This is a genomic window from Marinobacter pelagius (genome assembly GCF_003315345.1).
GTDB classification, from domain to species: Bacteria; Pseudomonadota; Gammaproteobacteria; order Pseudomonadales; family Oleiphilaceae; genus Marinobacter; species Marinobacter pelagius_A.
Genome location: NZ_QNRO01000031.1, coordinates 1 through 14,139 on the forward strand (window position 1 = coordinate 1; position 14,139 = coordinate 14,139).

Here is a 14,139-nt window from a genome sequence, read left to right on the forward strand (position 1 = left end):
CCGGCTGACCTTAAACGGCCTGACTCCGGTGGAGTACAGAGAACAGGCTGCGACTGCAGCCTGATTAAACTGTCCAGGTTTTGGGGGTCACTTCAACGGCGGCACGGCCTAACACGGGGTCAGAAGAAGGCTTTCTTCAGACCCCACTTTTACCGCTCCCGCCAATAAACAATCCGGTCATTCCCCCGGAACACCCCGAACGTTGCCGTCGCCGAAGGATCTTCCAGCGCACCATCCTGATCCCAGTCGCCCTCGAGCCAGATGGGCATGTCCCAGATCAGAGTATCCGTGCCGCGATCCCCGTTAGGCTCCAGAACTAGCGGCCCGCCAACGCCGGCAGCCAGACTGCCCGAATCGGCAACCAGAGAATGATAGGCCTGAGGGTCGGTGATATTGGCCGTACTCCAGGGCGTACAGCTATCATCGGTGTTCGTCACAAACCGTGAGCCATCCCAATACTCTGCCGAAAACGGCATCAGTAACTCGTCCACATTTTCGGGGCCGTAGACGTTTTGCATTTGCAGGCGACCGTAGCGGATCTCACCCGGAGCCGACGGTATAAAAGCAGAGGGCGCCGGCGCCGTGACTGTCGTTGGCGCCGACCATGTCACTCCGTCGGCATCGCTTACACTCGAAACTCCAAAGTTCAGAACCGGGCTGAAAGGGACAATAGCCGCACCAACCGTTTTGCTGTAGCGAAACAGATCGGAACCGGAATAACGGTAAAAAATCGGATTGCCATCGGCACGTGCCTCAATCAGGCCAGGCCCGGTGCTGGACACCAAGGGTGCTAATGCGCTGCCACCGGACAGAGTTGCAGCCTCGTCTGTCAGCGGCCAGGTTCGCGCAAAACCTGTGGCCGACAACTTCATGAAGTCACCCCTGAGGTAATTTTCGGTTTCGTTGCCCTCCACATTAATGGGGGTTACCTGGAAACGGGGGGGCACAAGCCATTCGAAGTCCTGGCCAGTGTAGGAAAAATCCGTGGTGCCAGCTGTGCACGCCGCACTCAGCGTACCTTCATCCAAGAGATCCAGATCCAGTCGAGAGGGTATAAACCGTCCCACCGGCCCCGAGGCATGGACCATCTTTTGTGTTCGTGCAGGGCCGGCACCGAGGTAGCTGCCGTCAGTAATTCTGCCGGAAAGAGCGATGACACCAACTTCCGGGAACGAAAGCCCGGCAGTTGACGCTACACCATTTGTAAACGTACTCAAGGGGTTCGTAGTGCCTACCAACCCGGGATTGTTACCCGGCAGCGGTGCCCGAAGATCTGCCTCAACGGTTACGGTTTCACCTTCCTGGCCGAACGAGGGTGCGACGATATTGTCCCACAGGTTCGAACCCGGATCCGCCTGACCATCGCCGTCGGAGTCATCCGCAGCATTATAGAGAACCCCCTTGGCCTCAATGGTGAAGGCTTCCCCCGCCGATTTGAATATTGGCCCACTGGCATCAGTAGCTCCGGGATTACCGGGAGCCCGGATTGCGACAGCAAAGGGACGAACCGTCCAGGGCGCTCCAGCGGATGTTGAGGGAATCGGGATCGGCGAGCCATCCAGGGCTTCAGCATAGCCGCTGACGCTATCGAGAAGCCTGAGCGTATACTGGCCGACGTCTGGTGCCAGCAGACTGAATGTCCCGACTCCCTTGGTGAACGTAACCTCCAGCGTCTCCGGCCCGGCAACGTCCGGCACCTGGCCTAGCGTGTTTGCCGAAGTAAGAGAGGGCTCCAAGCCACCCGGATCCCCGGCCGTGCGATCCAACCATGCCTGGAGGGCATAGGTTCCTTGGTAGTCCTCGGCAACGGTGCAGTCACCGGTATCATCCCGCTTCAGCAGGTCTACACGGTACTGGTGGCGTCGTCCGGCAATGAGATCATCGCCAAGCCCATCCTTCGAAGTGATACGCAGCACATTCTCCAGGAACTCAATGGCGTTGCTTGTGCCAGAAACCCCGAGCGTCTCATCCAGAACGGTTACCGTCAGGATGTCCGCGTGCGTATTGGATAACTGAAACCGGACCTCGCCACCATCACTGGCAACGAAGTCATAGAATACAGAGCCATCGTCACTGCTGTCGGGCTCGGGAGCCAGGGCCCCCTGCCCGTCTTCCAGGTTCCAGGTGCCATGGCCGGAGGACGTCGACAACCGGACGGCGCCGTCATAGCCCGTCATCACGTCACCATTGTCATTGATTGCACTGATCGTCACCGAGTGAGGCGTACAGACACTGGCGGCCGCATCCGCCACGAACTCAAACCCGGCCAGCGTGGTAGCCGGGTTGGAGGGGCTGATTTCACCAATACCGACCTGCGAAACAAAGGTACCTCCAAAAGTCTCGCCAGCCTCCAAAGTGGGCACACCAAGAACGAGATAAAAGGTTTCCGCAACGTCTGCGGGCGTCCCGCCCGTATCCACGGATAGGCTTTTACTGGTATCGTCGGTGCCGAACACCAAACTCCCCGAAACGGCCGAGTAATCAGAGGACGCCACCGCCGAACCGTTACGCGTCTCATAAGTGATTTCAAGAGGACCAGCAGGCGCGGTACTGAGGCTGATTGTAAAAACAGCCGGATTGCCTCTGGATACAACCGGATTATTGATGGAAATCTGCGGCAGGTTGGTGGTGCCACCACCATCATTGGTGTCTCCCGAGGTGGCATCTGGGCCGGATTTTCCGGGGTCCAGATTCCAGTCTCCCGCGCCATCGGGCTCCCGCATAGTCAACTTTCCCGAGTTACCTCCGCCGGCATCAATCACCGATACTATTTCGCAGGTAGTATCCTCAAGGGTAGACACGTCAGCGACGGCACTACTATCGCTGAGGTCTGCAACCCGGAGATAGTCGATCGTGTTGCCGTTGACATCGCTCAAACGTATTTCAATGCCGCGTAAATCAACGTCAGTGCCACCAAGATCCGTGCTGTCCATGACCAACCAGGGGAAACCAGTGCTATCAGCGAGGTCAAGGCGTCGCTCACCGCTGCACTGGATGGTTGGATTCTGTTTACCGTCAGAACTACAGAAACTGAGGGTCCAATCACCATAGACGCTTGCATCAATGGCGGAACTTAACACCTTGACCTCAATAAAGTTCTCGGTATCCGAGACCTCATTGATCACAGCCAGACCGGCATAATCCTCGGAGCACTCTGCCCATAGCAACGGACTAAAGACGAGCATTCCCAACGAAAGCAAACGCCTCATCGAACCCGTACCTCCACGACCCGTCGGGCCAACTCGTCCCCGACACCACACAGTCCCGAGCTCTCAAGGGTATAAACGCGATTGCTCCCATTTCCCGGTATCGGGAGAGGGGCAGTCACACTGCATTGAAGCTCGGCGCGGCAGCCTTTAAGCGCGTTTACTGAAAAATTCACCGATGCCGGTACAGCAGCGCAGTTTCCACCATCAAGTACTCCTGCCACCGCCAGCTGCGCCCCGCTCTCAGCCGCATAAAACGCCCGTTGAGACTGAATCTGCAGGCTCACCGACTGCCCGGTCGCCTGCTGAAGCTGAGCCATTCCCACCACCAATAGTGCCAACACGGTGATGACGAACAGAGCGATGGGCAGCCCGATACCCTGCTGGTAGCGGATTACCAGAGGTTTGGAAAAACGGGAGTCAGGGAACATTACGGATTTGCACCTCCTGGCTCACGGTTGTGGTTTCGCCACTCCGGGGATCTTCCAGCGTGAAAGTGAAACTTACCAGAGCCCCTCTCTGAAGAGTCGGCGGGCTGACAGAAAAATTTACGGGATCGGTCAGGTTTGCAGTCAATACCTCACGGGTTCCACCGGTCGGTGGTGTTGGCTGAGCAGGGTTAATACCATAATCACTGTAACGGTAGAGAAATCGACCGCTCCTGCACAGGCTGAGGGGAGAGCCGATAACAAACAGCCTCCGCTCGGGAGAATTCTGGTTGAACTTGTGGCCGGCGGACAAGTTGATAACAGCTGGGGAGACATTGTTATCGATGCTGCTGATTAGAGGGCTGACCGGCCCCGGATCGCTGGTGTCGTACAAGGCATCAACCGTTGGTGAGCCATAGCCATAAATCAGCACTCGAGCATCACCGAACGACGGAGTTCCGCCGAACGGGGCGACTTCAATTTCATTGAAGTCTGGTCCCGAGGTCCGTTTGATGTAGGTTGTTGCTGATAAGACCGGCAGCCATTCGATACAGCTCCCGGCAGTTCGCACTGAAATGGGGTACGCCTGACGAAGCTCCCGGGAAATCTGCTCGCTGATCACCACACCCTGCAATGCCCGCTGTTGCCGGGAACCCACATCCAGGGCACCCTGCGTCGAAAGGGTTACGAACTGCACCGAGATGGTTGCAATGATCGCCAACAGTACGATCACCATCACCAGCTCGACGAGAGTAAAGCCAGCCGAGCGTCGCATCAGAAATTGGCCCGGTAGGCGGTGAATAGCCAGTCCTGGCCGGAAGGATCAGTGATGGTGATGTCGATGCGCTTGGCATCCTCAGCCGCCACACCGACCTCTGTACCGGCACAGGCGACAGCGACCGCGACCGCAAAACCACCATAACCGACCAGAGCATTACCATCGCTGTCGGCGGGCGGGCCATCCGCCAGGCCATCGTAATCATCGGTGTCGTCAAACGTCGGACGTGTTTCCCCATCCGGTCCGCCGGTTCCGCAGTCCACATCGGCAGCGGCCACCTTGCCACCGCCCAACGGCGTGGATTCGTCGTAGTAGCGGGAGAGGATTTCATCCATATACAACTGGGACAGAGTCACGGCTCGGGTCTGGTTCAGCGGGTCTGCGCTCCGGCCAGTGATCACGGAGAAGGCCCCGACCACTCCCGCAATGGCGATGCCGAGCACCACTATGGTGATGATCAGTTCGACTAGGGTAACGCCAGACTGCCGCATCACTGGCAGGTTCCCTGGTAGACTGCACCCAGGGAACTCAGGCACAGATCGTACTGGCTGACTCCGGTGATACGGAAATCGATATTTTCTCGGGCTACCGGAGCTGCGATCCGACCGAGTCCGTTGAACGACACAGTTAGCCCTGTTGCCGGAATCGTAGCGAAAGGGCCGCCATTGGCACGGTAGCTCAGTGACGCACCTTCGCGCTCCAGAGTAAAACTCTCGCCTGCAGCCTCGAACTGGAGCTCATCAGCTAGCTGTCGAATGACAACTCTATTGGAGGGATTTCCCGCCAGCGCTGCTTGCTGAGCAAGCAGCGTGGCGGAGGATAGTTGCTGGACGGCCAGCATAGGGGAGAAGGTCGGGCTTCTTGCAAAAAGCCCGATGCCGAGTGCGGAAAGCACGCCCATCAGGATGATGACCATGATCAGTTCGATTAGCGTAAACCCTTGAACCCGGATTACAGATCTCTCGCCCGTGCACCCCATAATTGCTTTTCCAAGCTCCTATCTGGAGTCGGTACTAATTAGGCATCGTTGGGTTAATTACAAACGACGCCATCACCATCATCGAGAATGGTTACAGCCCCAGTGCTTTGGTTGTAACTAAAGCCGCAATCATTACTTGCTGTATCCCCATCTTGGTCAGCAAATATGAAGTCCGCGGAGGTATCGCCCGCAGTGCCTGACGTTGAAAATTCTCCCGATAACTGAGCAGCAGTTTCAATCCCTGCTTCCGTAGCCCCAGGAACCGCCAACGGATAGCCATTAGTGGACATATCGATGCTCGTGCCATCCAGTTGAACAGTGGCAGGAGTGGTACCGTCAGCCAAATACGCCGCATGCGCAATCTGTGCAGCAGAGCGCACTGAGCCAATTGCTCCGCGGATAGTTGCGTCCTTGGCATCGCCACTAAAGTCCGCAAATCGCGGCAAAGCAAATGCCGCCAGAATGCCCAGAATCACAATCACCATCACCAGCTCGATGAGGGTAAAACCTTTCTCTTTCCTGCTGGGAATCATGTCTTTCATGTCTCTACTCCGTTTTTGAATTACTTTTGTCGTTACTGGATAAATCAGTTCACATTAGTAGTAACTGAACCGGTATCCGCATCATAGGTAATTGTCTTTGAACTGGTCCCGTCCAGCTGATAGGTAAACTGGCAGTTAGGCTGGGTGTCTGCTGTCGCGGCTCCGGCAGCTACTTCTGCGGCGACATATTCCACACCTGTACCTGTTGCCGTCGCCACGGTGGGCGCGTTAGCCTGCAGGACGCCATTCCAGATCTGCTCACACCGGCTGGCATTCATAATGGCTGAACCATCCGGCTCACCTTCATAGGTTCCGTTGTAAGCCACAGGCCAGCCACGACTCGAAACATTGAGATCACCGTCACCAAACCCCTGAAGAGCCGGGGTAGAGCCTGACAGACCGTTAGTGACCCATTGGGCCTTGGAAAGAGCTATCCCCGCTGCCAGAGCCCCCGTAGTAGCCTTCACACTAGACCGATGCGCCTCCTCAGAAAGCTGCGCAAACCGCGGCAGTGCAAATGCTGCCAGAATCGCCAGGATGGCAATGACCACCACCAGCTCGATCAGGGTAAAACCCCGGTTTCGTTGCTGAACGCTCATAACAGCTCCTTTAGTTGATCTATCGTTCAATTTTCTCATATCTACCATTAACCCCATAGTTAATAAGGCTTTTGCTGACCAAAATTCACACGATTTAACACAAGCCCCACCGCCCTGCGTTCGGGAACCTTTGCCAGCCGGGTAAATTCCGTCTCTACCCGCCAGAAAAGCCTCTCCGCCTGCTCCGGGCCGCCACTCACACCCGGAAACTCTGCCCACCGGGACCGGTACACCAGAACCCGCTCGTCCCGCATAAAACACCAGACGCCCTTCCGGTGATTCGCCCCGTTGCAATCACCACCCCAGTTCACGGGGGCTGACTGCAACAAGTCCACTGGATTGGTGCCTTGCCAATCCTCCAACCTTCCGCCGGTCAGCATGACCTCGGCGCCCTTTACCACCAGCGCGCTTCGGAGCTGGTTCAGCATCAGCTGCACACTTTGCCGCTCGGTCTGGACGGCGGTGCGTTCAAGAGACACCAGCAGTACACTGACCGCCACGCCCAGCAGGCAAAACGCCGCCAGCCACTGGAACCGGCGGTGGTTGTCCGCCCCCACATACCCCACGGCGCTGACAGCAGCCAACTCAGCCGCGCCCCATGGCTGCCGAGCCCAGATCCCAGATCGGCAGGAATACGCCCAGTGCCAGGATCAGGACCAGTATGCCCATGGCCACAATCAGGATGGGCTCGATGGATTCCGCCAGCCGCTTCAGGCCGTAGTCGATGTCTTCGTCATAGAAATCCGCCACGTTGGTGAGCATTTCATCCACCGAGCCGGTTTCCTCCCCCACCGCAATCATCTGCAGGATCAGGGGTGTGAACATGTCACTCTGCCGTGCCGTCCGCAGAAGGCTTTCGCCCCGTTCGATTCCCGCCCGCATTTCCCGGATGTGCAGTGCAATCCAGGCGTTATCGGTGGCTTCCCCGGTTACCGTCAGGGCATGGTTGACCGGCATGCCAGCTGCCAGCATTGAAGCCAGGTTCCGGGAGAACCGGCTGAGGGTGATCAGCTCCAGCAGGTTGCCGATCACCGGAAGCCTCAACTTGTAACGATCCCAGGTGATTCTGCCCTGTTCGGTCTGTTTCCATTGCCGCAACAGAAGGCCGCCCGAGGCAACCGCAAACAGCACCACGTACCAGTACCCGAGCAGGAAGTTGGACGTACCGACCAGCACCTGGGTCAGGAACGGCAAATCCGCCCCCAGCTTGTTGAACACTGTGGCGAACTTGGGAATCACCAGGAAGTTCACCACCATCAGCGCGGCCAACAGCGCCACCACCACGAATGTCGGGTAGCGCATGGCCTGCTTGAGCCGTCGCTTGGTGTCCCGTTCCAGTTCCAGAATCTCGGCAAGGCGCTTGAAGGCGTCGTCCAGACGGCCGGTATTCTCGCCGACGTGGATCATGGCCACGAACATGTCGGAGAAAACGTCCGGATGGGCCTGCATGGCGGCGGCCATCGCGGTGCCGCCTTCAAGCCGTGCCGTCACATCATCCAGAACGTCTGCCAGTACCGGTGAGCGAGACGTCTCGGCCAGCCCGCGCATGGTCCGGATCAGAGGAATGCCGGCCCGGGTCAGTGAATGCATCTGGCGGCAAAACACGATCAATTCATCCAGTGTCACCTTGCCCCGGAAAACCGCCAGCCGGTTGACCCGGTCGGACAACGAGCGGGACTCCGCCTGTTCCCGAATAGTCAGGGGTGTGATACCCCGGCGCATCAACTCGGCGGCGGCGGCATCGGCATTGCCGGCAATCAGGGAGCCCTGCTTCATGCTGCCATTGGTGTCCTTGCCCCGGTAGGAGAACTGCATCAGGCACCGCCTCCAAGGGGTTCATCCGGCCCGGGGAACTCGTCCTCCGGTGAAAAATCCCCTTCCGACGTTGCTGCCACCCGGGCGACTTCCGCCAGGGTAGTCACACCCCGCAATGCGTAGTCCATGGCACACCGCCCCAACGGCCGATAGAAACGGCTCTGCCGCGCCGCCCTGCTGAAGCCGGAGACATCCTGCTGGCGCAACGCATCGAGCATGGGCTCGTTCATCTCCAGCATTTCATAGACACCGATACGCCCCTTGTAGCCGGTGTTGCTGCACTGGTAACAACCACGGCCGTGGACAAATCCGGCTTCCCGGTCCAGAGGATCGAGATCGAAGGTTTCCAGCCACACCCGTTCCTGCTCGGTGGGCTCATAGGGCCCGGAACAGTTCTCGCAGACCCGGCGCACCAGGCGCTGTGCCACCACTCCCAGCAGGGAGCTGGATACCAGGAAAGGCTCGGCACCCATGTCGATCAGGCGCATGGCGCTGCTGATGGAATCGTTGGTGTGCAACGTGGACAGCACCAGGTGACCGGTCATGGCCGCGCGCAGGCCGATTTCCACGGTCTCACGGTCCCGCATCTCGCCCACCAGCATGATGTCCGGATCCTGGCGCAGGCCGGCCCGGAGCACATCGGCAAACTCGAGACCAATCCTGGGATGAACCTGCACCTGGGTAATCCGGGGCAGCCGGTATTCCACCGGATCCTCGGCGGTGATGATCTTTACTTCGGGTCGATTGAGCTCGCTCAGGGCCCCGTACAAGGTGGTGGTCTTACCGCTACCGGTGGGGCCGGTGACCAGGATCATGCCGTGGGGCTTGCGGATCATCCGCCGGAAACGCTGCAGCAGTTCCTCCGGCATTCCGATGCTGTCCAGATCCAGCAGGCCCTGGCTCTGATCCAGCAGACGCATGACCACGGATTCACCGTACTGCACGGGCATGGTGGAAATCCGGACGTCAATGCTACGGCCCTTGACCCTCACGTTGAAGCGGCCGTCCTGGGGCAGGCGCTTTTCCGAGATATTCAGGCCCGCCATCAGCTTCAGGCGCAGGACCAGGGCGGCATTTACGCGCTTTTCTTTCATGACCTGCTCTTGCAGGACACCATCCACCCGCTGCCGGATCCGGACCACGGTCTCATCAGGCTCGATGTGAATGTCGGAACTGCGGGCCTGCACGGCATCCTCGAACAGGGTCTTGAGCAGTCGGACCACCGGTGCGTCTTCGCTCTCCGATTCCTCTGACATGCTGGCCAGGTCAAAGGCGTCGTCGGAAAGCTCATCCTCCAGCTCTTCGGCCAGGGAGGCGATCTCTTCGGTGCGGCGATAAACCAGGTCAAGCGTGGAAAGCAGTTCGCTCTCGCGCACCACGGCCTGTCGGATCGGCTGTTTCAGGACCCGGACCAACTCGTCGTAGGCAAAGATATCCAGCGGGTCCGCCATGCCCACCAACAGTTCGCCGCCCTGCTCGTCCAGCACCAGGGACCGGAAACGGCGGGCCATGGCTTCCGGCAGCCGGCGCACCAGTTGCTCATTGAAGCGGAAGTGGCGCAGCTGCACGAACGGCAGATCCAGCTGTCGCGACAGCATGTTGAGGATGGTGTCTTCATCCACGTAGCCGAGGTCCACCAGGGTCTTGCCCAGCTTGCGGCCACTGTTTTTCTGCTCCCGCAGGGCGGTCTGCAGCTGCTCCTCGGTAATGACGTCGTTCTGCACCAGCAGGTCGCCAAGACGGAGCTTTTTCTTCGGTTCCGTAGCCATTCAGCCTGCCTGTAATTGCTTCAAACGTTCACGAACATAATCCGCCAGGGACTGCGACAAGCCCGGCAGTGCTGCGGCCTGGGTATAAGCCCGTGCAGCGCTCGCAGTCTTGCCCTGGGATTCCAGGGCCACGCCAAGGCCAACCCACCAGGCGGCGCGGCCGTCATCGGTCGTCAGCAGCGCGGTCCATTGTTCAGCCGCTTCACTACTTTCGCCGGCCTGTTGCAGCAGGGTTGCCAGGGTTACCCGGTATTCGATATGCCCTTCCAGGGGCGGTACCTGGCTGCGCAGGACCGCGACCGCACCACCCAGTTCACCGGTGGCCAGCAACGCTCTGGCCCGGAGCAAGCGCAAGTCTGGCACGGCCATCACCTCCGGTGCCGGCAGCCAGGCCAGCGCAATTTCCGGCTGGCCTTCCACCAGCAGGACCCGGGCCAGGGTCGCGCGGCTCACCGGCGCCTGCTGTTCCGCCAGCAGGGTCCGCAATTTTTCAGCCGCTTCACGGGAACGGCCTTCCCTGAGCAGGGAGGCCAGCTCTCGGCTCACCCGGCGGTCAATGCTCTCCGGGGTCTCCCGGACTTGTTTGACCTGTGCCCGTTCGGTTTCAGGCCCCACCGGTTGCGACTGACTAACAGGAGGGTTCTCCGGTTCCGGACGGGTGTTTTGAGCGACCTGCTTTTCAAGAACCGGCGCCGGCTCCTGCTCGGTCTTGGGCTCGGTCTTGGGCTCGGTCTTGGGCTCGGGCTCGGGCTCGGGCTCGGGCTCGGGAGCAGGTTCCGGTGCATTTCGGGACGTGGTTTCCGGCGCTTCTTCAGGCGCCTGTGCTGTCGGCTCCGGGTCTCTGGCCTCTACCGTCTCGGTAACTGGCTTTTCAGCGGCGATCTCCGCCCCCGAATCCTTGGGCACCTGATTGGCAGACGACTCAGGCGCCTCCGCCTGTGCGGTTTCCGCAACGCCATGGTTTTCCGCGAGCAAGGCGTAGCCGGCCACCGATGCCAGCGCAACCACCAGCACTACCAATACCGGCACCAAGCGATTCTTGCTCGCCGGTGCGGAGTGCCCCTGGCCAGTGTAGGCAGCAGGCGCCTCCGGCTTCTGCTGGCGTTCCTCCGCGGCCCGGAGTGCGTCATTCAGCAGACTCATAACCACCTCGCCAACAGGCCTGGCTGCCTGGCACTTTCGGTATCCCGGATGGCATTGAGCACGTGGCTCCGGTTCACCTGTCGGGCACCCTGCCCCCAGGCCGCCAGCATGGCCTTGTGGGCCAACACGTTGACCAGCCTGGGTATGCCACCGGAAGAACGGGTAATGAGTTTCAGGGCTGCCGGGGCGAAGAGCTCTCCCCCGTTATACCCTGCCTGGGCCAACCGATGACGCAGATACTGGCTGACAGACTGGCGATCCAGGGCACAGAGCCTGTACTGGAAAGTAATGCGCTGGCGCAGCTGCCGCAGACTCTCCTTGCTCAACATAACATCCAGCTCGGGCTGCCCGAAAAGCACCACCTGCAACAGTTTCCGGCTTTCCGTTTCCAGGTTGGTGAGTAACCGGAGCGCTTCGATGGTCGGCTCAGGCATGGCCTGGGCCTCATCGATCACCAGAACAACCGAGCGCTGCTCCATCGCCAGCTTGATCAGACGCCGATTCAGGGCTTTCAGTACCTGATGGGTGTTGGCACATTTGGAGACATCCACCCCGAGTTCCTCGGCCACCGCCTCGTACAGTGCTTCCGGGGGAAGATTGGGATTGGGGATATAGGCGGTGCTGACCCGGTTCCGCAGATCCTTGAGCAGCAAGCGGCAAAGCAGGGTTTTGCCTGTACCCACTTCACCGGTGATCTTGATAAACCCTTCCCGTTCCTTCAGCGCCACAAGCAGCAGTTCCAGCGCATCAGCATGGCTGGGCGCCCGCAGGAAATAGCGGGTGTTGGGCGTCAATGCGAACGGTGCTTCCTGCAGTCCGAAATGGGCTTCGTACATATCAGCGCGGCGCTTTCTCCGGCTCCGGGGTGACTGACCGCGAGGACTGCAGCAACTCCCGCAGCACCTCCATACGTTCCCGGCTCGCGGAAACATCCGCGTTCATGGTCGACGTCTGGGCAACCACCGGCCGCAGCAAAATCACGAGCTCGCTCTTGCGGGACTCGAACCGGCGCTGCTTGAAAAGCTCACCGACCAGGGGGATGTCACTGAAGAAAGGTACCGAGGAGTTGGTGTCCTCGCTGGTGTTCTGGATCAGACCACCAATCACCACGATCTGGCCGCTTTCGGCGCGGACCACGCTGTCGGTCTCCCGTACCTTGCTGGCTGCCAGAGGCAGGGTAACGTCCCGCTCACCGATGGTGATGATTTTTTCCTGATCGTCCACTTCGCTGACCGAGGGATGGACGTGCAGGGTGATGGTTCCGTCCTCGCCAATCTGAGGCGTTACATCCAGGGAGATGCCGGAGAAGAACGGCGTCAGCTCCACGGAGGTGGAAGTGCTGTCCGAACCGGTGACGGCGGAATTCTCGTCATCAAAGTCGATGTCGGTCACAAAGAATTCGTCGGTGCCTACCTTGATCACCGCCTTCTGGTTATTCACCGTGGAAATCCGCGGGCTGGAGAGAATCTGCACGTTACCCTGGGTACCCAACAGTTCGATCAGGGCGGTAAAGCTGCCTTCCCGGAAGGTGGCGGAGAACAGGCCACCGATATCAGAGGTGCTGATGGCCTGCCCGGCCAGGCTCTGGGCGGTGAAATCCGCTGGCAATCCGTCCGCTGCCGTTACCGAGGAGGCGCGCTGGAGATCGGACCAGTTGATGCCCTGCTGGTAGCCTTCGTTGAGTGCCACCTCCAGAATCTTGGCCTCCAGCACCACCTGCCGCTGCATAATCAGCTCGGTCCGGCGAAGGTAATCTTCCACCAGCCGCAACTGCTCGGAACTGGCGCGCACCATGATCAGGCCGGGGCCGGGGTTCACGATCACCTGGCCACCCTCACCGGTGCTGACGATCATCTCCACGGAGGTACGCAGGTTCTGCCAGAAATTCGATTCGGTCTCGGTGGAGATGGCAGTGCCAATCAGGCTCCGGGTCTCGCCGTTGTCGGTATCGCCATTGCTGGCGTTGCTGCGGGAACTCGTTACCTGGCCGGAGCTCACGCGGGTTTCGGAACCACCCTTGCGCTTGAAATGCAGATAATCGATGGGAAAGATCCGGGTCTGGATGCGATCGGCGTTGACCTGGTACAAGCGGCCCTTGCGCTGGATATCCAGGCCATACAGGTCGGCAACAATGTCCATGACCTCAGGAACGGTGACATCCCGAAGACGAAGGTCGATAGCGGTCGTGACTTCCGGATGCACCACCACATTGAAACGGGTCCCGGTCACCAGGGACTGGAAGAAGCTGTCCGCCGCCACGCCCCGGGCATTGACGTCAAAGCGCTCCTCCAGATCATTGTCCGCAGCAAGGGGCGGCAGCAGCTGGGCGCTGATATCGGCAGGCATGGCAGACGTCGCAGGTTCGGGAGAGCCATTCCCACCCTGCTGTTCCGCTTCGACCTGTTCGAGGGTTCGCACGATATCGTCCGCCGCGTCTGTGGATGTCGCCGCCCCCGTGCGCATCAGCGGGTTGTTGCTGCAGGCGGTCAAAACCATCCCGGCAGCAACGATCAACGCCAGCTTCTTGAATGAATTCATGGTTGCCTGAATTTCTGTCATTGGGTTCCCCGCACTTGCGGAAGCTTGTCCAGGTAAAGGACCCGGGGATTGCCCCGATCCAGCACCTCGACCCGGTCCTGATGAATTTTTCTGACGCGGATACCATTGGCACCCTGGCCCTCCCGGAGCGCTTCGCCTTCAATCACCGCCACCTTGCGATCCCGGCCATAGACGATCGAGTCCAGGGAAAGGGACCTTGCCGGCTGGCTCCGGATCGCCGGAGATTCAATACCGGGCGGTTTGGTAGGATCCTGCAGGGCCGCGACCGGCATGCTGGCGAGGAAAGCGATAATGGCAATTAATGATCCGGCGAATCTCATG

General features: G+C 59.5%; 14 protein-coding genes. All 14 read right to left on the bottom strand.

Annotated elements, in window-relative coordinates; all coding sequences use genetic code 11:
* Positions 1-149: 149 nt before the first annotated feature.
* From DET50_RS18135 to DET50_RS18200, 14 genes are read right to left on the bottom strand one after another with little or no spacing between them, the layout of a single operon-like run.
* A complete protein-coding gene (locus DET50_RS18135; protein ID WP_113864142.1) occupies positions 150-3,209 on the bottom strand; it encodes a DUF6701 domain-containing protein in 3,060 nt (1,019 codons plus the stop codon).
* The gene (locus DET50_RS18140) at positions 3,206-3,637 is read right to left on the bottom strand and encodes a hypothetical protein (protein WP_113864143.1); all 432 of its coding nucleotides are present in this window, start codon (positions 3,635-3,637) and stop codon (positions 3,206-3,208) included. Before DET50_RS18140 ends, DET50_RS18135 begins: the two co-directional genes overlap by 4 nt.
* On the bottom strand, positions 3,627-4,409 hold the full coding sequence (locus tag DET50_RS18145; RefSeq protein ID WP_113864144.1) for a type II secretion system protein: 783 nt from the start codon (positions 4,407-4,409) through the stop codon (positions 3,627-3,629). The genes DET50_RS18140 and DET50_RS18145 overlap by 11 nt, the downstream gene beginning before the upstream one ends.
* Positions 4,409-4,903 carry a prepilin-type N-terminal cleavage/methylation domain-containing protein gene (locus DET50_RS18150; RefSeq protein ID WP_113864145.1) on the bottom strand — a complete coding sequence of 165 codons (495 nt, stop codon included), beginning with the start codon at positions 4,901-4,903 and terminating at the stop codon, positions 4,409-4,411. The genes DET50_RS18145 and DET50_RS18150 overlap by 1 nt, the downstream gene beginning before the upstream one ends.
* Positions 4,903-5,391 (bottom strand): type II secretion system protein, encoded by a 489-nt coding sequence (locus DET50_RS18155; protein ID WP_113864146.1) that lies wholly within the window; start codon positions 5,389-5,391, stop codon positions 4,903-4,905. Before DET50_RS18155 ends, DET50_RS18150 begins: the two co-directional genes overlap by 1 nt.
* Before the next feature lie 53 nt (positions 5,392-5,444).
* Positions 5,445-5,933, bottom strand: coding sequence for a type II secretion system protein (locus DET50_RS19755; RefSeq protein WP_113864147.1), 489 nt, complete (start codon positions 5,931-5,933; stop codon positions 5,445-5,447).
* A gap of 44 nt (positions 5,934-5,977) precedes the next feature.
* The gene (locus tag DET50_RS18165; RefSeq protein ID WP_113864148.1) at positions 5,978-6,532 is read right to left on the bottom strand and encodes a prepilin-type N-terminal cleavage/methylation domain-containing protein; all 555 of its coding nucleotides are present in this window, start codon (positions 6,530-6,532) and stop codon (positions 5,978-5,980) included.
* A gap of 59 nt (positions 6,533-6,591) precedes the next feature.
* Complete coding sequence (locus tag DET50_RS18170) at positions 6,592-7,116, bottom strand: hypothetical protein (RefSeq protein ID WP_113864149.1); 525 nt, start codon at positions 7,114-7,116, stop codon at positions 6,592-6,594.
* Position 7,117: 1 nt separating this feature from the next.
* Complete coding sequence (locus DET50_RS18175; protein WP_113864150.1) at positions 7,118-8,347, bottom strand: type II secretion system F family protein; 1,230 nt, start codon at positions 8,345-8,347, stop codon at positions 7,118-7,120.
* The gene (locus DET50_RS18180) at positions 8,347-10,116 is read right to left on the bottom strand and encodes a GspE/PulE family protein (protein ID WP_113864151.1); all 1,770 of its coding nucleotides are present in this window, start codon (positions 10,114-10,116) and stop codon (positions 8,347-8,349) included. Before DET50_RS18180 ends, DET50_RS18175 begins: the two co-directional genes overlap by 1 nt.
* The gene (locus DET50_RS18185; protein ID WP_258546170.1) at positions 10,117-11,259 is read right to left on the bottom strand and encodes a tetratricopeptide repeat protein; all 1,143 of its coding nucleotides are present in this window, start codon (positions 11,257-11,259) and stop codon (positions 10,117-10,119) included. It lies immediately after the preceding gene.
* Entirely contained in the window at positions 11,256-12,095 is an 840-nt protein-coding gene (locus DET50_RS18190) for an ExeA family protein (RefSeq protein WP_113864153.1), read from the bottom strand. Before DET50_RS18190 ends, DET50_RS18185 begins: the two co-directional genes overlap by 4 nt.
* 1 nt (position 12,096) lies before the next feature.
* Positions 12,097-13,818, bottom strand: a complete 1,722-nt coding sequence (gene mshL / locus DET50_RS18195) for a pilus (MSHA type) biogenesis protein MshL (protein WP_113864154.1) — start codon at positions 13,816-13,818, stop codon at positions 12,097-12,099.
* On the bottom strand, positions 13,815-14,138 hold the full coding sequence (locus DET50_RS18200; RefSeq protein ID WP_113864155.1) for a hypothetical protein: 324 nt from the start codon (positions 14,136-14,138) through the stop codon (positions 13,815-13,817). The genes mshL and DET50_RS18200 overlap by 4 nt, the downstream gene beginning before the upstream one ends.
* Position 14,139: the final 1 nt, after the last annotated feature.

Excerpts from the sequence above, each read along its gene's own strand:
- DET50_RS18135 (WP_113864142.1), bottom strand. The coding sequence starts at position 3,209 with ATGAGGCGTTTGCTTTCGTTGGGAATGCTCGTCTTTAGTCCGTTGCTA.
- DET50_RS18140 (WP_113864143.1), bottom strand. The coding sequence starts at position 3,637 with ATGTTCCCTGACTCCCGTTTTTCCAAACCTCTGGTAATCCGCTACCAG.
- DET50_RS18145 (WP_113864144.1), bottom strand. The coding sequence starts at position 4,409 with ATGCGACGCTCGGCTGGCTTTACTCTCGTCGAGCTGGTGATGGTGATC.
- DET50_RS18150 (WP_113864145.1), bottom strand. The coding sequence starts at position 4,903 with ATGCGGCAGTCTGGCGTTACCCTAGTCGAACTGATCATCACCATAGTG.
- DET50_RS18155 (WP_113864146.1), bottom strand. The coding sequence starts at position 5,391 with ATGGGGTGCACGGGCGAGAGATCTGTAATCCGGGTTCAAGGGTTTACG.
- DET50_RS19755 (WP_113864147.1), bottom strand. The coding sequence starts at position 5,933 with ATGAAAGACATGATTCCCAGCAGGAAAGAGAAAGGTTTTACCCTCATC.
- DET50_RS18165 (WP_113864148.1), bottom strand. The coding sequence starts at position 6,532 with ATGAGCGTTCAGCAACGAAACCGGGGTTTTACCCTGATCGAGCTGGTG.
- DET50_RS18175 (WP_113864150.1), bottom strand. The coding sequence starts at position 8,347 with ATGCAGTTCTCCTACCGGGGCAAGGACACCAATGGCAGCATGAAGCAG.
- DET50_RS18180 (WP_113864151.1), bottom strand. The coding sequence starts at position 10,116 with ATGGCTACGGAACCGAAGAAAAAGCTCCGTCTTGGCGACCTGCTGGTG.
- DET50_RS18185 (WP_258546170.1), bottom strand. The coding sequence starts at position 11,259 with ATGAGTCTGCTGAATGACGCACTCCGGGCCGCGGAGGAACGCCAGCAG.
- DET50_RS18190 (WP_113864153.1), bottom strand. The coding sequence starts at position 12,095 with ATGTACGAAGCCCATTTCGGACTGCAGGAAGCACCGTTCGCATTGACG.
- mshL (WP_113864154.1), bottom strand. The coding sequence starts at position 13,818 with ATGACAGAAATTCAGGCAACCATGAATTCATTCAAGAAGCTGGCGTTG.
- DET50_RS18200 (WP_113864155.1), bottom strand. The coding sequence starts at position 14,138 with ATGAGATTCGCCGGATCATTAATTGCCATTATCGCTTTCCTCGCCAGC.